Here is a 19,025-nt window from a genome sequence, read left to right on the forward strand (position 1 = left end):
CAGAACCCGCGCGACCCCGTCGCGTCCGAGTGGCTGACGCGGCGGGGCCGCGAGGAGAGGGAGACGCCCGTGGGGTTCAGACGCCCAGGTCCCGCATGATCTTGGCGACGTGCCCGGTGGCCTTGACGTTGTAGAAGGCGTGCTCGACGGTGCCGTCCTCGCCGACCACGATCGTGGAGCGGATCACGCCCGTCACCGTTTTGCCGTAGAGCTTCTTCTCGCCGAAGGCGCCGTACGCGGCCAGCGTCTCCTTGGACGGATCGCCGACCAGCGTGACCTTCAGGTCCTCCTTCTCGCGGAACTTCGCGAGCTTCTCCGGCTTGTCCGGGGAGACGCCGATCACGTCGTACCCGGCGCTCGCCAGCGCGTCCAGGTTGTCGGTGAAGTCGCAGGCCTGCTTGGTGCAGCCGGGGGTGAGGGCGGCCGGGTAGAAGTAGACGATGACCTTGCGGCCCTTGTGGGAGGCGAGGGAGACCTCGTTGCCGTCGGCGTCGGGCAGGGTGAAGGCGGGGGCGGTGTCGCCCGGCTTGAGTCGCTCGCTCATGGTCGGTCTCCTCGCGGTGCGCGGTTCTGGTTCGGGTTGAGCCTAATAGGGGTGCCGTGGGGTGGGATCAGGCCAGAGCTGACAGACTGTCGACGGACAGAGACGGCTCACGGGATGGTCCGGGTTTCCCCGGGTACCCGGGGACCCATGGGTACGGACGACGACGGAGGCAGCGCGGTGTCGGATGCCAGGACCCCTGCGCAGATCGAGGCGGACATCAAGCGGCGGCGTGACACGCTCGCCGAGACCCTCGACGAGATCGGGGTGCGGGTGCACCCCAAGACCATCGCCGGCGACGCGAAGGCCCAGGTGGCCTCGCGGGTCGACGCGACCCTCGGCCGGGCCTACGTGGGGGTGCACCGCGCCTTCTCGCAGGTGCGCGCCGAGTTCGTCCGCGAGGACGGCTCCGTGCGCCCGGAGCGGGTGATTCCGGTGGCGCTGGTCGCGGCCGGGGTCGTCGGCCTGCTGGTGGTCTCCTCCCGCCGGGACTCCGGCAAGTAGGGCACCGTACGGGCCCTCGTGGGCGGGCTGGACCCTTCTCCGTACGGGGGAGCGGGCGCCAGGTAGGTTCGTGGCGTGAGTGAGAACAGCCGGCACGACAAGTTGCCCATTCGCATGCTGCACGACCGCGTCCTGGTCCGCACCGACATCCCCGAGGGGGAGCGGCGCTCGACCGGCGGCATCGTCATCCCCGCCACGGCCGCGGTCGGCCGCCGCCTGGGCTGGGCCGAGGTGGTCGCCGTCGGGCAGAACGTCCGCGCGGTCGAGCCCGGGGACCGGGTGCTGTACGACCCCGAGGACCGCGCCGAGGTCGAGGTGCGCGGCGTCGCGTACGTCCTGATGCGCGAGCGTGACCTGCACGCGGTCGCCGCCGACCGCTTCGAGGGGTCGGAGGACGCCACGGGGCTCTACCTGTAGGACGCGAGCGCGGGGCTTCGGGCCCGGCTGCCGGTGATCGAGGTCACCGGCAGCCGGGCCCGCCTCTTGCTACCGTGGAGACACCCCGACGAGACGCGCCGTACCGGGTTGAGGCAAAGACGACGCACCCCCGTTGATCCCGCGTTTTCCGGAGGTGCCCCCGTGGCCTGGATTCTGCTGCTCGTCGCCGGCCTGCTCGAAGTCGGCTGGTCGGTCGGGATGAAGTACACCGAGGGATTCACCCGGCTCTGGCCGAGTGTCTTCACCGCCGCCGGAATCGTCGCCAGCATGCTGCTGCTCGCCCAGGCCGCCAGGACCCTGCCGATCGGCACCGCCTACGGCGTCTGGGTCGGCATCGGCGCCGCGGGCGCCGCCGTCCTCGGCATGCTGGTCCTCGGCGAACCGGCGACCGCCGCCCGCATCTTCTTCGTCTGCCTGCTGATCGTCGCCGTGGTCGGGCTCAAGCTGACCTCCGGCCACTAGGGCCTGTCCATACGTACGAGAAGGGCCCCGCCGGACAGGCGGGGCCCTTCTCGTACGCGTGCCGGTGTCAGCCCGGTTCCGGCGCCTCCAGTCCGCTCGGCGGGGCGGGCGGGCCCGGAGGTTCGTCCGGGGCGCGGGGCGGGGCCGGGGGTTCGTCCGGGGCGCGGGGCGGGGCCGGGGGAGCGGGGGCCGGGGCGCCCGGCGGGGGTGAGTCGCCGTTGCGGCCCGGGTCCTCCCCGGTGCCCGGGGGAGCGTCGGTGCCGCCCGGGGCGCTCGGGGAGCCGCCGTCCGGGTCGCGGGTCGAGGAGCCGCCGTCGCCCGGCTCGCTGGAGGCGTCGCCGTCCGGGTCGCCGGGTTCGCGGGAGGCGGCGGCCGTCTCGCTCGGGGAGGCGGTGGGGGAGTCCTCCGCCGAGCGGTCCGCTTCGAGGTCGAAGTCGCGCACCGGCTGCCCGGCCAGCGCGGCCCGGGTGAACTGGGCCCAGATCTCGGCCGGGGGCCCGCCGCCGTTGACGCGGGGCAGGCCCAGGGCGCCGTAGAGCGGGGTGTGGGCGCCGGACTTCGGGTCCTGGCCCATCACCGCGATCACCGTGGTCAGGTCCGGGGTGTACCCGGCGAACCAGGCGGCCGTGTCCTCCTCCGCCGTACCGGTCTTGCCGGCCGCCGGGCGCCCGGCCTCGCGGGCCGCCATGCCGGTGCCGCCGCGCACCACGCTGCGCAGCACCTCGGTGGTGGTGTCGGCGGCGCGCCGGGTCACCGCGCCCTGGACCCGCTCCTTCGGCAGCTCCAGCTTCTCGCCGAGGTGGCTGATCTCCTGGACCAGCCGGTGGTCGCGGTGGCGGCCGTGGTCGGCGAGGGTCGCGTACGCCTCGGCCATGTCCAGGACACTGGCGGTGGCGGTGCCCAGCGCGATCGAGGGGTACGGCTGGAGGTCCGGGGTCCCCTTCGGCAGCCCCAGTGCGACGGCGGTGTCCTTGACCTTCTGGGGGCCGACGTCGACGGCGAGCTGGGCGTAGACCGCGTTGACGGAGCGGTCGGTGGCGACCTTCAGGGTGATGTCGCCGTAGTCCCGCTCGTCCTCGTTCTCCGGCTCGTACGGTCCGCCGGACCACCCCTGCACGCGGCGCTTGTTGGTGCCGTCGTAGCGGGCGTTGGGGTTGATGGTGCGGCCGTCCTGGGTGCGGGCCCTGTGCTGGAGGGCGGCGGTGAGGACGAACGGCTTGAAGGTGGAGCCGACCTGGTAGTCGCGGCGGGTCGCGTTGTTGACGTACTGCTTCGTGTAGTCGAAGCCGCCGTACATGGCGAGGACCTTGCCGGTGTCCGGGTCGATGGCGACGCCGCCTGCGCGGACGTTCCGGTCGGCCTTGCGCTTCTTCTTGTCGAGCTTGGAGACGAGCCGGTCGTCGACCGCCTTCACCAGCGCGTCCTGGTGGTCCTTGACCAGGGTGGTGGTGATCCGGTGGCCGCCCTTGGCGAGCGCCGCCTCGGTGACGACGCCGTTGGCCACCAGGTACGCGTCCACCGCCTGCACCAGGTAGCCGCGCTGGCCGGAGAGCCCGCGCGGGAGGTGCTGCTCGTCGGGGGTGGGGAAGGAGAGGCGGGCGCGCTCTGCCCCGGAGAGCCAGTTCTCCTTGACCATGCCGTCCAGTACGTAGTTCCAGCGGGCTTCGGCGCGGGAGCGGTTGGCGGGCTGGGCGATGACGTCGTAGGCGCTGGGGGCGTTGAGGAGCGAGGCGAGGTAGGCGCCCTGGGCGGTGTTCAGGTCGTCGGCGCCGATGCCGTAGTACGCCTGGGCGGCGGCCTGGATGCCGTAGGCGTTGCGGCCGAAGTAGCTGGTGTTGAGGTACCCCTCCAGGATCTCGTCCTTGGAGGTCTCGCGGTCCAGCTTGATCGCGATGAAGAACTCCTTGGCCTTGCGGGTGACCGTCTGGTCCTGGTCCAGGTAGTAGTTCTTCACGTACTGCTGGGTGATGGTGGAGCCGGACTGCTTGCCCTTGCCGGTGAGGGTCTTCCAGGCGCCGCGGATCATCGCCTGCGGGTCGACGGCGGAGCCGGTGTAGAAGTCGCGGTCCTCGGCGGCGAGGACCGCGTGCCGTACCGGCTCGGGGAGGTCGGAGAGGGCGATGTTCTCGCGGTTGATGTCGCCGTCGCTGGCGAGCTGGGTGCCGTCGGCGTACAGGTAGACGTTGGACTGCTGGGTGGCGGAGGCGTTGGCGGCGGGGATGTCCACCAGCAGGTAGCCGACGAGGAAGCCGCCGCAGACCAGCACCACCAGGGCGAGGAACGAGCCCAGCACCAGCCGCCAGCCCGGCAGGAACCGGCGGATGCCGCGCTTGCGCCTCCCGCCCGGCTCAGGGTCGCGCTCCTCCCATCCGGGCCAGCGCTCGTGCTCCTCGCCCGTGCCGTCCGGCTGCTGCCGCTCCTCGCTCATGACTCCCCGATTCCCGAATTGCCCGGTACGCCCGTTACGTCACTTTCGCATCATGCGTTCCGCCGCGCCGACCGGCACGCGCCCGCACAACGAAAACCCGTGGCGGCGGGTAGCGGTCGACGCCTAAGCTCCTGCCCTTTGGTGCCAAAGCGGCGCCGATCACACAGAAGGCGGACATCACCCGTCCGGCGGGTGTGCCGCGGGGGAACGGAGCAGCAGCACGATGGCCCACGGCCCAGCAGGGGCGGCGCTGTACGCGGCGGTGGCCGCCAAGGGATTCCGGCGGTACGCCACCTACCGGGCGGCCACCCTCGCCGGAATCTTCACCAACACCGTCTTCGGACTCATCCTCGCCCAGACCTACCTCGCCCTCTGGCACGAACGCCCGGGCCTCGGCGGCTACGACCAGGCCCAGGCCCTGACCTTCGTGTGGATCGGGCAGTCCCTCCACATGGCCGTCGCCGCGATGGGCGGCGGCTCGGAGGAAGAGCTGATGGAACGCATCCGTTCGGGTGACATCGCCGTCGACCTCTACCGCCCCGTCGACCTCCAGCTCTGGTGGCTCGCCCAGGACGCCGGCCGCGCCTGCTTCCAGCTGATCGCGCGCGGCGCCCTGCCGCTCGCCTTCGGCGCCCTCGTCTTCGACCTCGCGCTCCCCACCTCCCCCGGCACCTGGGCCGCCTTCTTCACGGCGGTCGCCCTCGGCCTCCTGGTCAGCTTCGGCATCCGCTACCTGGTCGCGCTGAGCGCCTTCTGGCTGCTGGACGGCGCGGGCGTCGGCCAGCTCGCCTGGCTGGTCGGGATGTTCTTCTCCGGCATGCTGCTCCCGCTCAACGTCTTCCCCGGACTGCTCGGCGAGGTCGCCCGCGTGCTGCCCTGGTCCTCGATCCTCCAACTCCCCGCCGACGTGCTGCTAGGCGTCCACACCGGCACCGGCCTGCTCGGCGTCTACGCCTTCCAGCTCGCCTGGGCGGTGGCGCTGCTGGCCGCCGGACGCGCCCTCCAGAAGCTCGCGACCCGCCGGGTGGTGGTCCAGGGTGGCTGACCCCGTCGCGCCCCGGCGCCCCGCGCCCGCCGACGTCGACGCCCGCTTCGGCGCCCCGCTCGCCGAGGGGCTGCGCGCGTACCGGCTCGTCGTCGCCATGTGGGTGCGCTCCACCCTCACCTACCGGGCGTCGTTCGCCCTGGCGCTGACCGTCGCCATCGCCGCCAACGGCCTCGACTTCGTGGCGATCCTGCTGATGTTCACGCACGTCGACCGGCTCGGCGGCTTCACCCTCGGCGAGGTCGCCTTCCTCTACGGCACCTCCGCCACCGCCTTCGGCCTCGCCCACCTCACCGTCGGCTCCATGGACCGGCTCGGCCGCCGCATCCGGGACGGCTCCCTGGACACCCTGCTGGTCCGCCCCGTCCCCGTCCTCGCCCAGCTCGCCGCCGACCGCTTCGCCCTGCGCCGCCTGGGCCGCATCACCCAGGGCGGCCTGGTCCTCGCGTACGCGCTGCTGGTGCTGGAGATCGACTGGAGCTGGACCAAGGTGCTGATGGTCCCGATGATGCTGGTCAGCGGCGCCGCCCTGTTCGGCGCGCTCTTCGTCGCCGGGGCCGTCTTCCAGTTCTACGCCCAGGACGCGGCCGAGGTGCAGAACGCCTTCACCTACGGCGGCACCACCCTGCTCCAGTACCCGCCGACCGTCTTCACCAGGGAACTGGTCGCCTCGGTGACCTTCGTGCTGCCGCTGGCCTTCGTCAACTGGGTGCCCGCGTCGTACGTCCTGGACCGCCCCCTGCCGCTCGGCCTGCCGGCCCCGGCGGCCTTCGCCCCACCGCTCGTGGCCGCCCTCTGCTGCGTGGCGGCGGGGCTGCTGTGGCGGCTCGGGCTGCGGGCGTACCGCTCCACCGGGAGCTGAACCGGCCCACCCCCACCCCGGCTCGGGCTGCGGGCGTACCGCTCCACCGGGAGCTGAACCGGCCCACCCCCACCCCACCCAGAGGCAGGAGAGAGAACAGCGATGGACGCGACGGAGCGACCGGCGGCCGACGAGGACGCCGGGACGGAGGCGGGCCCCGCCGTGCTGCCCGGGCCGCGCGACGGCGAGGAGGTGATCCACCTCGACGGAGTCGAGAAGACCTTCGAGGTGCGCCGCCGCGCCGGTCTCCTACGGCGGGAGAAGCGGGAGGTCAGAGCCGTGGACGGGCTCTCCTTCTCGGTGGCGCGCGGCGAGGTGGTCGGCTTCGTCGGACCCAACGGCGCGGGCAAGTCCACCACCATCAAGATGCTCACCGGCATCCTCACCCCGAGCGGCGGCACCCTGCGCGTCGCCGGCGTCGAACCCGCCCGCGACCGGGCCCGGCTCGCCCGCCGCATCGGCGTCGTCTTCGGCCAGCGCACCACCCTGTGGTGGGACCTGCCGCTGCTCGACTCCTACCAGCTCATCCACCGCATGTACCGCATCCCCGACGCCCGTTACCGGGAGAACCTCGACCGGTGCGTCGAACTCCTCGGCCTCGGCGACCTGCTGGACGTCCCCGTACGCCAGCTCTCCCTCGGCCAGCGGATGCGCGGCGACATCGCGGCCGCCCTCCTGCACGACCCCGAGGTGCTGTACCTCGACGAGCCGACCATCGGCCTCGACGTCGTCTCCAAGGCCAACGTGCGGCGGTTCCTCGCCGACCTGAACGCCGAACGCGGCACCACCGTCCTGCTCACCACCCACGACCTCACCGACATCGAGCAGCTCTGCCGCCGAGTGATGGTCATCGACCACGGCCGCCTCATGTACGACGGCGCCGTGGCCGGGCTGCACCGGATCGCCGAGGTGGAACGCACCCTGGTCGTCGACCTCGCCACCGAACTGGCACCCATCTCCCTGGAGTCCGCCCGCACCGTCAGGGTCGAGGGGCCGCGCCAGTGGCTCGCCTTCCCCGCCGGCCGCCCGGCCGCCCCGATCGTCGCGGAGATCGCCGCCGGCTGGCCACTGCTCGACCTCTCGGTACGGGAACCCGACATCGAGGACGTCATCGCGCTGATGTACGCGGGGCGTTCGGTGGGGTGAGGGCCAGGCTCGCAGGGAGGAGCCGGCGACCGGTCCCGCCCGGTGACGGGATCGTTGCGGTCCGCCCGCCGGCCCTGTCCCCCCGGGGCCCGCGCCTCATAGGCTGACCGTATGAGTGAAGAGCTGCCCGAACTGCGCGCCTCCGACGCCGACCGGGAGAAGGTCGCGGAACGACTTCGCGACGCCATGGCCGAAGGCCGCCTGGACATGGACGAGTTCGGGCAGCGGCTGGATGCCGTCTACCGGGCCCGCACCTACGCCGAACTGGAACCTCTCACCCGCGACCTGCCCGCCACCGGGACCGGCGTGCCCGCCGCCCGCGCCACCGCAGGGCCCGGCCGGGAGAACTGGCCGGCCCGTATCGGCGGCACCGGCGAGAGCCGCTGGGGCATCGGCGTGCTCTCCGGCTTCCAGCACACCGGCCGCTGGACCGTGCCCGCCCGTTTCAAGGCCATCGCCTTCTGGGGCGGCGGTCAGCTCGACCTGCGCGAGGCCCGCTTCGAGTCCCGCGAGACGGTCATCGACTGCTGGACGGTGATGGGCGGCGTCAACATCGTCGTCCCGCCCGGCGTCCACGTCGAGGTGCGCGGCATCGGCATCATGGGCGGCTTCGGGCGCCCGGCCGGTGACGACGCCCCCGACCCTGACGCCCCGCGTGTCATCGTCCGCGGCTTCGCCTTCTGGGGTGGCGTCGGCACCGAACGCAAGCCGACCCGCGCCCAGCAGCGCCTGGAGGAGGAGCGCCGCCGGGACGAGTCGGGGGACCGCAAGGAACTGGGCTGAGTCCCGCCCCCGCTCAGAGCTGCGCCGGGGCCGTCTTGCGCAGCAGCGTCAGGTCGAAGGACTCGCCCATCCTGCGGAAGCCCGCGTCGCTCGGGTGCAGGTGGTCCCCGGAGTCGTATGCCGGGCGCAGCTTCTGGGCGTCGTACGGGTCGCGGACGGCCTTGTCGAAGTCGACGTAGTGGTCGAAGACCTCGCCGGCCCGGATCGCGGCGTTGACCTCCTGGCGCATCTGCTCCTTCTCCGGCGTCCACCCGCGGTGCCCGCCGAACGGCATGAGCGTCGCGCCGGTGACCCTCAGGCCCCGCCGGTGGGCCTGGCGGGTCAGGTCGCGCAGGCCGTCGGCGATGTCGGCGGCGGAGTTGTCGTTCGGGTTGCGCAGGATGTCGTTGATGCCGAGGGCGACCACGACCCCGCGCACCCCCGACCGGGAGAGCGCGTCCCGCTCGAACCGGTTGAGGCCGCTCGGATTGCCGGCCGGACGGCCCAGGCCGTCCGAGAGCAGCCGGTTGCCGCTGATGCCCTGGTTGACCACGCTCAGGTCGAGGTTGCCCGGCTCGTCGCGCATCCGCTGCGCCAGGACGTCGGTCCAGCGGCGGTTGGCGCCCATGGTCGAGGTGATGCCGTCGGTCAGCGAGTCGCCGAGGACGACCACGGCGCCCTGCGACTCGTTGCTGTGGACGTCCACCGCCGTCACGTACCGCCAGAACGGGCTCTGCTGCGTGTACGCCGCCCCCGACTCCTCGTCGGTCCGCTCGCCGCGCGCCACGTAACTGATCTGCCGGGCGTGCGGGTGGTAGGTGACCGGGCCCGAAGGCGTGGGGCTGAACGTCGTGATCAGCAGGTCCGAGCCGTCGGGGACGCGGATGCGCACCGCGTCGCTGACCCGCTGCTCGCCCGGGGGTATGACGACGTCGCTGCGGCCGTCGAAGGTCAGGGCGCGGAGCGTTCCCGGGGCTGCCGAGGGGTTGTTGGGGGCGGCGGTCAGCGCGATCGAGGCGCGGGTGAGGTTGAGCGGCTGCTGCCCGTAGAGGTTGGAGAGGGTGACCCGGGCGCTGGTGCCGCCGGTGTGGGTGTGCACCACGTTACGGATCGACTGCCCGGCGTAGCCGCGCAGTTCGGTGCCCGGCTCACCGCCGACCGGGGAGGCCGACCACGCCGCGACCCAGCTGCCCGACGAGGCCGGAGCCGCCGAGCTGCGCGGGGTGCGGGCGCCCTGGTCCGCCGACTCGTCGCGGGCGCCGGTCCCGGTCACGCCCAGGTGGATGGCGGCCGATACCAGGACGACGATCGCCGCGAGGGCGGCGAGCAAGGCATAACCGTGACGCTTGGTCATGCGCCTGTTACTCCTCGGGCCGGGGGAGCGCCGGGGCTCCGGGTGGATCTTCCATGATGCGTCATGGCGCGGAGTGCCGCGCGGGGCGCCCCCGGAGGGACAGACGCGGCCCGCCCGCCGTCCGTTCCCCGAAGCGGCGCGGAACCGGGCGATTGCGGGAGCCGGGGGACAAGAGGCGCACGTGGCGTCCCCGCATGCTGACGGAGGGTGAGATGCGGGAGTGGGGTGTGGGGGTCCGTGCGCGGAGGGTCACTGGGGGGCCGGCGGCGGTGTGCCGCGACGGCGAGGCGGGCGGGCGCCGTATCGTGCCGTACGGGGGCCATACCGGGCGTGACGCGCGCGGATTCGGCCACGGGCAGCGACGGTCGACGGGACGGGACGCCATGGCAGCACAGGACGACCGCGGGGGCGAGGGCGCGCGGGCGCAGGACACAGGCACACCTCGCGAGCCCGGTGCGCCCGGGGCACGAGGCAGCGCCCTGGGCGCCCTGCTCGGCGCCGGAGCGGGCGCCCCCGGCAGCGGCGCCGACCCGATGGCGTTCACCGCCGCCGACGAGGAGAAGCGGCGCGGCGTCCGCCGCATGAAGATCACCGCCACCGGCCTGCTCGTCCTCGTCGCGGTCGTCTACGCCCTCGCCACCTGGGCCGAACACTCCGGCGCCGGAGCCTGGGCCGGGTACGTCGCCGCCGCCGCCGAGGCGGGCATGGTCGGTGCGCTCGCCGACTGGTTCGCCGTCACCGCCCTCTTCCGGCACCCGCTCGGCCTGCCCATCCCGCACACCGCGATCATCCCGCGCAAGAAGGACCAGCTCGGCGCCTCGCTCGGCGCCTTCGTCGGCGAGAACTTCCTCTCCCCGGACGTCATCCGCACCCGGCTGCGGGCCCTGCGCCTCGGCAGCCGCGTCGGCGACTGGCTGACCGTCCCCGCGAACGCCGACCGCGTCACCTCCGAACTCTCCACCGCCCTGCGCGGCGCCCTCACCGTCCTGCGCGACAACGACGTCCAGGCCATCGTCGGCGAGGCCGTCACCCGCCGCGCCGACGCCCAGGAGATCGCGCCGGGCCTCGGCCGGACGCTGGAGCGGATCGTCGAGGACGGCGGCCACCGTCGCGTCGTCGACCTCGTCTGCTCCCGCGCCCAGGACTGGCTGGTCCTCCACGGCGACCGCGTGATGAACGCCGTCCAGGGCGGCGCCCCCGGCTGGACCCCGCGCTTCGTCGACAAGCGCGTCGGCGAGCGCGTCTACAAGGAACTCCTGCGCTTCCTCACCGAGATGCGCGACATGCCCGACCACCCGGCCCGCGCCGCCATCGACACCTTCCTCGCCGACTTCGCCGCCGACCTGCGCACCGACCCCGACACCCGCGCCCGTGTCGAACGCCTCAAGTCCGAGATCATCCACCGCCCCGAGGTCCAGGACCTCATCGCCTCCGCCTGGTCCGCCGTGCGCGCCATGATCGTGGCCGCCGCCGAGGACGAACAGAGCGAACTGCGCCTCCGCGCCCGCGCCGCCCTCCTCTCCCTCGGCAACCGCATGGCCGCCGACCCCCGCCTCCAGCAGAAGGTCGACGGCTGGGCCGAATCGGCCGCCGCCTACGTCGTCACCAACTACCGCGCCCAGATCACCTCCCTGATCACCGACACCGTCGCGAGCTGGGACGCCGACCACACCTCCCGCAAGATCGAGGCCCACATCGGCCGCGACCTCCAGTTCATCCGGATCAACGGCACGGTGGTGGGGTCGCTGGCGGGGTTGGTGATCTACACGGTGTCGCGGGGGGTGGGGGCGTAGAGGGAGGGCCGCTCCGGGCGGTCCGTCCGGCCACCCCGCACCACCCCCGCCAGGACCGCCGCCCCCGCGCACAGCGCCCCCGCCCCCGCCCACACCGGGTCGTACGAGCCGAACGCGTCGCGGGTCAGGCCGCCGAGGTGGGCCATGGTGCCCGCGCCCAGTTGGTGGGCGGCGTTGACCCAGCCGAAGACGACCACGGCGTCCTGGCCGAAGTGGACCCGGCACAGGGCGAGAGTCGGGGGCACCGTCGCCACGTCGAGCAGGCCGAACAGCACGGCGAAGGCCACCAGCGGCACCCCGACCGAGGGAGACCAGAGCAGGGGCAGGCTCACCAGGGCCAGGGCGCGCAGGCCGAAGCAGGCGGCGAGGACGCGGCGGGGGTCGACCCGGTCGGTGAGGCGGCCCGCGGCGATGGTTCCGGCCACGTTGAAGACGCCGACCAGGGCCAGCAGGGTCGAGGCCGAGGTGGCGGGCATGCCGTGGTCGTGGGCGGCGGGAGTGAAGTGGTTCCAGAGCAGGCCGTTGGTCGAGGCTCCGCAGACCGCGAACACCCCGGCCAGCAGCCAGAACGCCGGGCGCCGCGTGGCGATGGTGAGGACGCGCAGGGCTCGGGTGACGAACGGGGGCGTGTAGCCGGCTCCGGGCGTCCCGGCGCCCGCTCCCGCGTGGCCTCGCGCCCGCGCACCCCGCAACACCACCAGCGCGCCCACGGCCACCAGCCCCGCCGCACCCGCCAGCCCCCAGGCCGCCGCCTGCCAGCCGTACGCCTCGACCACCTGGGACAGCACGGGCAGGAACACGAACTGCCCGACCACCCCGGCCGCCGTCAGCAACCCCGCCACCAGGCCGCGCCGCCCGGCCCCGGACCGCTCCGCGACGCCCGCGGCCAGCGCGGTGGAGGCGGCTCCCGTGCCCAGCCCCACCCCCAGCCCCCAGGCCACCGCCACCTGCGCCGGCGAACCCGCCACCCCCGTCCCCGCCGCTCCGCCCCCGGCCAGCAGCAGCGCGCCCACCAGGACGCGCCGCACCCCGAACCGGTCCGTCAGCGCCGCCGCGAACGGCGCCGTCACCCCGTACAGGACCGTGCTGATCGCGAACGCCACCCCGATCGACGCCCGCGACCAGCCACGTTCCTCGTGCAGCGGGACGAGGAGTAGTCCGCCGAAGGTCGTGAACGCCCCGGCCGTGACGATCGCCGCGCCCGCAACGGCGACGACGGTCCAGCCATGGGCTGCTCGGCCCTGTTCCGGATCTTGACCCGATGAGGAAATTGCCATGCCACGACGTTCCCGCCCGGCCCGGGCAGGCATCAGTGGCCAGATGGACAACCAACAGAAGATTACGGCCACCGGGGGCTGGGCAGAGCCCTCCACGGACCCCCTCGCGTCCCCGTCCCCAGGCCGCCCACCGACAGGACCTCCATGCCCGCCCCGCACCTCGTCGCCGTCCTCATCCGCGACGGCGTCCTCCCGATGGAACTCGGCCTGATCCACCAGCTGTTCGGCAGCGCACGCGCCACCGACGGCACCCCCCTCTACACGGTCCGCACCTGCGCCACCCGGCCCGGCCCCGTCCGCACCGACGCCGACTTCTCCGTGTACGCGCCGCACGGGCCGGAGATCCTCGCCGAGGCCCGTACCGTCCTCGTCCCCGCCTCCCACGAACAGGACGAACGCCTCGCCGGCGAGCCCCTCCCCGCCGACCTCCGCGCCGCCCTCGACACGGCCCGGGGCGCCGGCGCCCGCCTCGCCTCCGTCTGCACCGGCGCCTTCGTCCTCGCCGCGTACGGCCTCCTCGACGGCCGCCGCGCCACCACGCACTGGCTCTCCGCCGACCGCCTCGCCCGCGCCCACCCCCGCGTCGAGGTCGACGCCGACGTCCTCTACGTCGACGAGGGCGAGGTCCTCACCTCGGCGGGCGAGGCCGCCGGCATCGACCTCTGCCTCCACCTCATCCGCCGCGACCACGGTGCCGCCGCCGCCGCCGACGTGGCCCGCCGCACCGTGGTCCCCCCGCACCGCGAGGGCGGCCAGGCCCAGTACATCCGCCGCCCCGTCCCCGAACCGGGCATCGCCTCCACCGCCGGCTCCCGCACCTGGGCCCTGGACCACCTCGCCGATCCGCTCACCCTCGCCGACCTGGCCGCCCAGGCAGCGATGAGCGTCCGCACCTACACCCGCCACTTCCGCCAGGAGACCGGCCAGACCCCCCTGCGCTGGCTCACCCAACGCCGCCTGGACCGCGCCCGCCAGTACCTGGAGGAAACCGACCACACCATCGACCGCATCGCCACCGCCTGCGGCTTCGGCACCGACGTCTCGCTGCGCCACCACTTCCACGCGGCCCTGGGGACGACACCGCGCAACTATCGGGCGGCGTTTCGGGGGTGAGGGCTATTCGGCGTCGACTGCGGCGGCGATGCGCGTCTCGTTCCGCCCGGCCTGATGGCAAGACAGCCGACCCGATTTTGCGCGCCGGCGCGGATTCTGGGCCTACCGCCCGACGAGGGTCAACTGCTCTGCGAGGCCCTGCCCGCCACGGTGGCGGAGTTGAGCAGCAGTTTCGCGTCCTCGTACTGGTGGGCTTCGTGGAAGCACGCAGCTATGCGTAGTACGGCGCTCAGGTCCCTGCGTGCGGCGTTGGTGATTACGGCGTCAGCGGCATCGGAGAGCCCCGCTCCACGGCACGACGCGACTACGCGGGGGATCTCGGAGGTCGGGAGATTCATCGCGGACTGCCAGATCATGAAGAAGGCGTCCTGCGTCTGGCGCCGCAGAACGCGGTCCAGAAGCGTCTCCAGCCCCGTCCAGTCTGGCCCCGTGGCCGTGCGCGTGTGCCGGTCCCCCCTTTGAGGGGGGACCGGCACACGCGCACGGTAGTTCGCCCGTGACCTGCGCCGTCGAGCGAACTCCGCACCATGGCTCCGGTTCGAGATTCGCACAGCCGGCCTTTGACTGGCTGGACGGGCCTTTTCCGTCTGGCTGGAAAGTATCGACTCCAGCTCATGCAAGGAGTGCGGGAGCTGGAGTCCGCGCAGGTCGGTGTCCTCCTTCACTGCGAAGTAGAAGCAGCGGAGCACCTCAGGCGTTGGCTGATTCCGTGCGTTGAGGTAGCCGTTCAGTGTGCTCGTGGCGATCCCGCATTTCGCGGCGAGCCGCTGCTGAGTGAGGTCCGTGCAGTCCTTCACCCTGCGCAGGCAGATGGCCATCAGGCGCTTCTCGTCCGGGCACTCCGGCGGGAGGTCCTTCCAACTCTGCGTTCTCGGGGCCACGGCTTCCTCTCCTCGGGCGGTACGCCAGAACAGGCTAAGGGAGCCCGATTCTCGGAGAAACCGCGGGCCAGGGAAAGGGCTGTGGGGCTGGTGTGACTTACGCGCACCAGTGAAAGTCTTCCGGCGCTGGAATTGCCCGGGGTCGGCCGGTCATGGTTGTGGGACCGCCGGGTCGGGCGCCTTGCCTTGCCGTATCCGGTGCGTCGTCTGGCTGACCGATTCTCAGGGGGTGCGGTATGGGTATTCCGGACTGGAACGACCCGAAGCTCGGAACGATGAAGAGGGCCGCCTTGTGGCTGATCCAGGTGATCGGCGAGGGCAATACCTTCACGAAGGCTGACGTGGCCGGCGCGTTCCCCGGCGTGGCGCAGGCGGACCGCCGCGTACGCGATCTGCGCCAGTACGGGTGGCAGATTCACACGAATCGTGATGACTCGAGGCTGGACCAGCATGAGCAGCGGTTCGTGTCGGCCGGCAAGCCCGTGTGGGAGCCCGGCAACGGCGGCAGTTCCCCGCGGGCGTCGATCACGGACAGGCGCCGCCGTGAAGTCCTGGTCGCTGACGGCAACATGTGCCGGTCGTGCGGCATCGCGGCGGGCGGGGAGTACAGCGACGGAGTTGAGGCCGCGCAGATCGACATCGCCCGGCGGCCGGTAATTCAGGCTGACGGCACGGAGAAGACCGAACTCGTCGCCGAGTGTAATCGCTGTCGTGTGGGCGGGCGTGGGACGAAGGTGGATTTCCCGGAGGTCGAGCTGAAGATCTCCGGCCTGGGCGGCTTCGAGCGCGACGTGCTCGTCTCCTGGATGAAGAACGACCGGCGGGACTTCAGCACGGTGGAAGAGATCTGGGCGCTTTACTGCACCCTCCCCGCTGAGTCCCGTGAGCGGGTACGCGCGACTCTCGGAATCTAGGAAGACTGCTCCTTTCTGTTGATTTCTGGGCGGGGCCGACCGGCCCCGCCCAGGCCCTGGCCTTTTCTTTCGGAGGAAGACGTGAGCAAGGACTTCGGTGTGCCGCCCCGCGCCGTGCAGAATCGCGAGACTGTGGACCAGCGCCTCAAGGAGGCACAGGCCGACCAGGGTTTGAGGGAGACCCTGACCGTCGAGTGGCGGACACAGCCGACGGTCGTCGAGGTCATCGACATGCCGGTCGGGGATCTCTACTTCAACCCCGCCACGCACCGCATCCGGGCTCAGCGGAGCTTTAGCCCGGAGAAGGACATCCTCCTTGAGGAAAACCCCTGGACCCCGGAGAGCCAGGAATACCTGGAGGGCCTCCTGCAGGCCAAGCCGGATGACCCGTCCAGGCTGGACCCCGCGTTCGAGGAGCTGAGGGACAGCCTCAAGGAGCACCGGCAGAACGAGCCCGGCCTCATCACCAGAGACGGCATCCTAGTGAACGGCAACACCCGTGCCGCCGCCCTCAAGCAGCTGGGTGTACCGAACATCCGCGTAGGAGTGCTGCCGGCCTCCTGCACATGGGCGGACATCGACGCGGTGGAACTCTCGCTGCAACTCCGTCAGGATAAGCGGCGTGACTACTCGTACATCAACGAGCTCATCGCGATGCAGGAACTGCTGCAGATGGGACGGCCGGTCGCCGACATCGCGAAGGTTTTCCGTAAGCGCGCCGATACTGTAGAGGCGGACATGTGGATCCTCTCGACGCTTGAGGATCTGCGGAGCAGGTCCCGCGCCGGGGCGGTTCAGTTGCAGCTGCTTGATTTCGAGGACGCCAAGGAAAAGCTCCGGGAGCTTTACCGCGCCTGGGTAAAGGAGTCGAAGAGGAACCGGGACCGTGCGGAAGTGATGAAGGAGAGTCGGCTCGCGGCGATCGCTCTGAAGTTCTCGAAGACCGACGTGCGTCTGATTGAGCCGGACTTCCGCGACCGATACCTGGGCACGCGTCTGCCGTCCTTCCTCAAGTCGGAGGTCTCTGCTCCGAAGGAGCGCAGTATCCCGGGCATGAGCCGCACGGTGAAGGCGGGCGCCCAGCCCCACCTTGAAGCGCAGGCGTTCACCAACGAGGTTCTGCGTGCCATGGCGCTGGAGCGGGCCGGGGGCGGAGCGGAGACGGAGGGTGCCTCCAAGGTCGTGCAGGGCGCGCGGAAGGCGATCGAGGACGCGCTGGAGCCCGCCGGCAAGGATGCGCGCGTGCGCAAGCGGAAGCAGGCGGCGTCCGACCGCCTGAACGACGCCTGCCAGGACATCGAGCAGTGCACGGTCGACATCGGGCTCGCCCGCGCGTCGAACAGCCTGGACGAGGAGGCACTCGATGATTCTATCCAGAAGCTCAAGGCGAGCCTGGAGAAGCTCGCGCGAGAGACCAGGCGCAGCGTGGCTGAGCCCGGCGACGGCGTGGCCTGGCTTCTCGACGTGATCAGCAAGGGGCGAGCGTGACCGAGGCAGCCCAGTATGCGCTTACGGTCGGCTTCGACATCACCAGGACCAAGGTGGTGCTCCGGGCCTCGGAGCCGTTCCAGCGGGACCTGGCCTCGCTGGCCATACGTTTCTCCGTAGGCGGCCAGCGGAGCCTGCTCATGGCCGAAGTCGGGCTCGATGACTTCCTGGCCGGCATCGAAGCGCTGGCTGACTGGCCAGACGACAACGTCGAGTGGGACAAGGACCTGCTGGCGCTCGTCGAGAGCGTCATGGACGACTCCGACCTCGCGGAACGCCAGCTCCAGGGCGAGCCCGCACAACTCGTTGGCGTGGACGAGGTCGTGAGCATGCTGGGCACAAGCTGGCGGGCGGACCTCACCAGCTTCCAGCGGCGGGACATCGCTCACCTGCTCTCCACGCAGCACGGCGCCAACTTCAGTGTTCCGGGCGCGGGTAAGACCCGCGTTGGGCTAGCCGTGTACTCCGCGATGAAGGAGCAGGGCGAGGTGCGTCGGCTTCTCGTGGTGAGCCCGAAGTCCGCCTACGAGTCCTGGTTGTTCGAGGCGGGTGAGTGCTTCAAGAGGCCGCCCGTAACCACCGTCATGGCGGGAGCCCCGGACCCGTCCGCCGAGATTCTGATCCTGAACTACGAGCGTCTCGACAAGTCGCTCAATGCCCTTGCGGCGTGGCTCCGGGCCGCGCCGTCCATGGTCATCCTCGACGAGGCGCACAGGATGAAGCTTGGCGCGCGTGGCATTTACGGCAGTGCGTGTATGGCGCTGGGGCCGCTCAGTCGACGCCGTTTGATCCTCACGGGGACTCCGGCACCCAACGGGGCCAGAGATCTTGAGAACCTGCTCTCCTTTGTCTGGCCGGGCCAGGGGCGCAGGGTCGTGACCAACGCGGTCGACGGGGGTGACCTCAGCTACGCCAGCCAGGTGCTGCGGCCCATGTTCACCAGGACGACCAAGCGTGAGTTGGGCCTGCCGCCCTTCGAGACGCGGATTCGGTACGTGACGCTCCCGAATGGGTCGCTGCACCGTGAGATCTACGACGCTCTGGTCGGCCGGTACTCCGCCAGGGCCTCAGTGGAACGTGAGGACTTCGACTCGCTGGGCAAGGCCATGCTGCGCCTGCTGATGGCGGCGACGAGCCCCGCCCTCCTAGGCGAGGTGGAGAGCCGTTATGAGCCGCTTACCTACCGGGTGCCGCCCCTGCAGGTTCCGGCCAGTGACTCGCTGTTCACGCTGATGAGGGATCTGCCCTCGTATGAGCTATCCCCGAAATACAATGAGGTGCTGAAGATCGTCTCCGAGAATGCCTCGGCCGGGCGTAAGACCCTGGTCTGGACAACGTTCGTACGGAGCCTGACAACCATGGAGCGACTGTTCGCGGCGTTTGAGCCAGCCGTGGTACACGGCGGTACCCAGGACCGCGAGGAGCAGATCCGGCGCTTCCGCACCGATCCGGACTGCATGGTGCTGCTATCCAACCCGGCCACCCTCGGGGAGGGGATCAGCCTGCACCGTGACTGCCACGACGCGGTGTACGTCGATCGGGACTTCATGGCAGGCCGCTTCCTGCAGAGCCTCGACCGCATTCACCGCCTGGGTCTGGCGCCGGACGCGGAGACCCGGGTAACCGTTCTGGCCGCGGAGAGGACCATTGACGAGGTGGTAGCACTCCGGCTGGAACAGAAGCTTGAGTTCATGGGGAAGATCCTGGACGACCCCTCAGTCCAGCAGCTCGCGGACCTGCAGGAGGAGCCTTCGATTGCCGCCGGTATGGACATGGGAGATGTCCGAGCGCTGATGAGCTACCTGGACGGGAGCGGTAAGTAGTTGAGTGCAGCCTTAGAGTGATGGCCCGGTGTCCGGCCGGTGCCGCATAGGTAGTCCGTCGGGAGTCGGGCAGTTGCTTGGTTCTATGGTACGAGCGGCTGACCTGCCCCGAGGGCGGGCGGCGATGGGTGAAGAGGGGGTTCAGTGTTCTCCTGGGGTGGCGAGGATGCGACACTTGCGTGTCTGCCAGTACT

At 71.4% G+C, this 19,025-nt stretch carries 17 protein-coding genes and 1 riboswitch; of the genes, 12 read left to right on the forward strand and 5 right to left on the reverse strand.

What is annotated here, in order from left to right:
* Positions 1–76 precede the first annotated feature (76 nt).
* Positions 77–544, reverse strand: a complete 468-nt coding sequence (bcp, locus tag ACSLIC_RS17800; RefSeq protein ID WP_436738690.1) for a thioredoxin-dependent thiol peroxidase — start codon at positions 542–544, stop codon at positions 77–79.
* Between the two features lie 147 nt (positions 545–691).
* Here bcp and ACSLIC_RS17805 point away from each other — a divergent pair, with 147 nt between their 5' ends.
* From ACSLIC_RS17805 to ACSLIC_RS17815, 3 genes are all read left to right on the forward strand, one after another.
* Positions 692–1,045 (forward strand): DUF3618 domain-containing protein, encoded by a 354-nt coding sequence (locus ACSLIC_RS17805; RefSeq protein WP_436738691.1) that lies wholly within the window; start codon positions 692–694, stop codon positions 1,043–1,045.
* 75 nt (positions 1,046–1,120) lie between these two features.
* Complete coding sequence (locus tag ACSLIC_RS17810; protein WP_003950575.1) at positions 1,121–1,462, forward strand: GroES family chaperonin; 342 nt, start codon at positions 1,121–1,123, stop codon at positions 1,460–1,462.
* A 56-nt stretch (positions 1,463–1,518) separates the two neighbouring features.
* Positions 1,519–1,591: riboswitch (guanidine-III (ykkC-III) riboswitch) on the forward strand.
* Positions 1,592–1,624: 33 nt separating this feature from the next.
* The gene (locus ACSLIC_RS17815; RefSeq protein WP_436738692.1) at positions 1,625–1,945 is read left to right on the forward strand and encodes a DMT family transporter; all 321 of its coding nucleotides are present in this window, start codon (positions 1,625–1,627) and stop codon (positions 1,943–1,945) included.
* A 67-nt stretch (positions 1,946–2,012) separates the two neighbouring features.
* Here ACSLIC_RS17815 and ACSLIC_RS17820 read toward each other — a convergent pair whose 3' ends face one another.
* Complete coding sequence (locus ACSLIC_RS17820) at positions 2,013–4,373, reverse strand: transglycosylase domain-containing protein (protein WP_436738693.1); 2,361 nt, start codon at positions 4,371–4,373, stop codon at positions 2,013–2,015.
* Positions 4,374–4,596: 223 nt separating this feature from the next.
* Between ACSLIC_RS17820 and ACSLIC_RS17825 the strand changes: the two genes are divergently transcribed.
* From ACSLIC_RS17825 to ACSLIC_RS17840, 4 genes are all read left to right on the forward strand, one after another.
* Positions 4,597–5,418 carry an ABC transporter permease gene (locus tag ACSLIC_RS17825; RefSeq protein ID WP_436738694.1) on the forward strand — a complete coding sequence of 274 codons (822 nt, stop codon included), beginning with the start codon at positions 4,597–4,599 and terminating at the stop codon, positions 5,416–5,418.
* The gene (locus ACSLIC_RS17830; RefSeq protein WP_436738695.1) at positions 5,411–6,280 is read left to right on the forward strand and encodes an ABC transporter permease; all 870 of its coding nucleotides are present in this window, start codon (positions 5,411–5,413) and stop codon (positions 6,278–6,280) included. Before ACSLIC_RS17825 ends, ACSLIC_RS17830 begins: the two co-directional genes overlap by 8 nt.
* A gap of 102 nt (positions 6,281–6,382) precedes the next feature.
* Entirely contained in the window at positions 6,383–7,426 is a 1,044-nt protein-coding gene (locus ACSLIC_RS17835; protein WP_436738696.1) for an ABC transporter ATP-binding protein, read from the forward strand.
* 111 nt (positions 7,427–7,537) lie between these two features.
* Complete coding sequence (locus tag ACSLIC_RS17840) at positions 7,538–8,209, forward strand: DUF1707 SHOCT-like domain-containing protein (protein ID WP_436738697.1); 672 nt, start codon at positions 7,538–7,540, stop codon at positions 8,207–8,209.
* 13 nt (positions 8,210–8,222) lie between these two features.
* Here ACSLIC_RS17840 and ACSLIC_RS17845 read toward each other — a convergent pair whose 3' ends face one another.
* Positions 8,223–9,542, reverse strand: coding sequence for an SGNH/GDSL hydrolase family protein (locus ACSLIC_RS17845; RefSeq protein WP_436738698.1), 1,320 nt, complete (start codon positions 9,540–9,542; stop codon positions 8,223–8,225).
* A gap of 383 nt (positions 9,543–9,925) precedes the next feature.
* Here ACSLIC_RS17845 and ACSLIC_RS17850 point away from each other — a divergent pair, with 383 nt between their 5' ends.
* Positions 9,926–11,335 (forward strand): DUF445 domain-containing protein, encoded by a 1,410-nt coding sequence (locus tag ACSLIC_RS17850; protein WP_436738699.1) that lies wholly within the window; start codon positions 9,926–9,928, stop codon positions 11,333–11,335.
* On the opposite strand, the gene ACSLIC_RS17855 is transcribed toward ACSLIC_RS17850, so the two are convergent.
* Positions 11,305–12,612 (reverse strand): MFS transporter, encoded by a 1,308-nt coding sequence (locus ACSLIC_RS17855; RefSeq protein ID WP_436738700.1) that lies wholly within the window; start codon positions 12,610–12,612, stop codon positions 11,305–11,307. The two genes, ACSLIC_RS17850 and ACSLIC_RS17855, sit on opposite strands and share 31 nt — an antisense overlap.
* Positions 12,613–12,756: 144 nt before the next feature.
* On the opposite strand from ACSLIC_RS17855, the gene ACSLIC_RS17860 reads away from it, so the two are divergent.
* On the forward strand, positions 12,757–13,725 hold the full coding sequence (locus ACSLIC_RS17860) for a GlxA family transcriptional regulator (protein ID WP_436738701.1): 969 nt from the start codon (positions 12,757–12,759) through the stop codon (positions 13,723–13,725).
* Between the two features lie 119 nt (positions 13,726–13,844).
* On the opposite strand, the gene ACSLIC_RS17865 is transcribed toward ACSLIC_RS17860, so the two are convergent.
* Positions 13,845–14,606 carry a helix-turn-helix domain-containing protein gene (locus tag ACSLIC_RS17865; RefSeq protein WP_436738702.1) on the reverse strand — a complete coding sequence of 254 codons (762 nt, stop codon included), beginning with the start codon at positions 14,604–14,606 and terminating at the stop codon, positions 13,845–13,847.
* Positions 14,607–14,842: 236 nt separating this feature from the next.
* On the opposite strand from ACSLIC_RS17865, the gene ACSLIC_RS17870 reads away from it, so the two are divergent.
* The 3 genes from ACSLIC_RS17870 to ACSLIC_RS17880 all read left to right on the forward strand — a co-directional run bounded on the left by ACSLIC_RS17870 (position 14,843) and on the right by ACSLIC_RS17880 (position 18,831).
* Positions 14,843–15,520, forward strand: a complete 678-nt coding sequence (locus tag ACSLIC_RS17870; RefSeq protein ID WP_436738703.1) for a hypothetical protein — start codon at positions 14,843–14,845, stop codon at positions 15,518–15,520.
* A gap of 81 nt (positions 15,521–15,601) precedes the next feature.
* Positions 15,602–17,008, forward strand: coding sequence for a transcriptional regulator (locus tag ACSLIC_RS17875; protein ID WP_436738704.1), 1,407 nt, complete (start codon positions 15,602–15,604; stop codon positions 17,006–17,008).
* Positions 17,005–18,831, forward strand: coding sequence for a DEAD/DEAH box helicase (locus ACSLIC_RS17880; RefSeq protein WP_436738705.1), 1,827 nt, complete (start codon positions 17,005–17,007; stop codon positions 18,829–18,831). Before ACSLIC_RS17875 ends, ACSLIC_RS17880 begins: the two co-directional genes overlap by 4 nt.
* The last annotated feature ends 194 nt before the right edge of the window (positions 18,832–19,025 follow it).

It is taken from the genome of Streptomyces sp. BBFR102 (assembly GCF_051397025.1).
Classification (GTDB): Bacteria; Actinomycetota; Actinomycetes; order Streptomycetales; family Streptomycetaceae; genus Streptomyces.

Bases quoted from the DNA above. Each gene is read 5' to 3' on its own strand.
- ACSLIC_RS17835 (WP_436738696.1), top strand. From the start codon at position 6,383: ATGGACGCGACGGAGCGACCGGCGGCCGACGAGGACGCCGGGACGGAG.
- ACSLIC_RS17860 (WP_436738701.1), top strand. From the start codon at position 12,757: ATGCCCGCCCCGCACCTCGTCGCCGTCCTCATCCGCGACGGCGTCCTC.
- ACSLIC_RS17855 (WP_436738700.1), bottom strand. From the start codon at position 12,612: ATGGCAATTTCCTCATCGGGTCAAGATCCGGAACAGGGCCGAGCAGCC.
- ACSLIC_RS17845 (WP_436738698.1), bottom strand. From the start codon at position 9,542: ATGACCAAGCGTCACGGTTATGCCTTGCTCGCCGCCCTCGCGGCGATC.
- ACSLIC_RS17825 (WP_436738694.1), top strand. From the start codon at position 4,597: ATGGCCCACGGCCCAGCAGGGGCGGCGCTGTACGCGGCGGTGGCCGCC.
- bcp (WP_436738690.1), bottom strand. From the start codon at position 544: ATGAGCGAGCGACTCAAGCCGGGCGACACCGCCCCCGCCTTCACCCTG.
- ACSLIC_RS17840 (WP_436738697.1), top strand. From the start codon at position 7,538: ATGAGTGAAGAGCTGCCCGAACTGCGCGCCTCCGACGCCGACCGGGAG.
- ACSLIC_RS17805 (WP_436738691.1), top strand. From the start codon at position 692: ATGGGTACGGACGACGACGGAGGCAGCGCGGTGTCGGATGCCAGGACC.
- ACSLIC_RS17820 (WP_436738693.1), bottom strand. From the start codon at position 4,373: ATGAGCGAGGAGCGGCAGCAGCCGGACGGCACGGGCGAGGAGCACGAG.
- ACSLIC_RS17850 (WP_436738699.1), top strand. From the start codon at position 9,926: ATGGCAGCACAGGACGACCGCGGGGGCGAGGGCGCGCGGGCGCAGGAC.
- ACSLIC_RS17870 (WP_436738703.1), top strand. From the start codon at position 14,843: ATGGGTATTCCGGACTGGAACGACCCGAAGCTCGGAACGATGAAGAGG.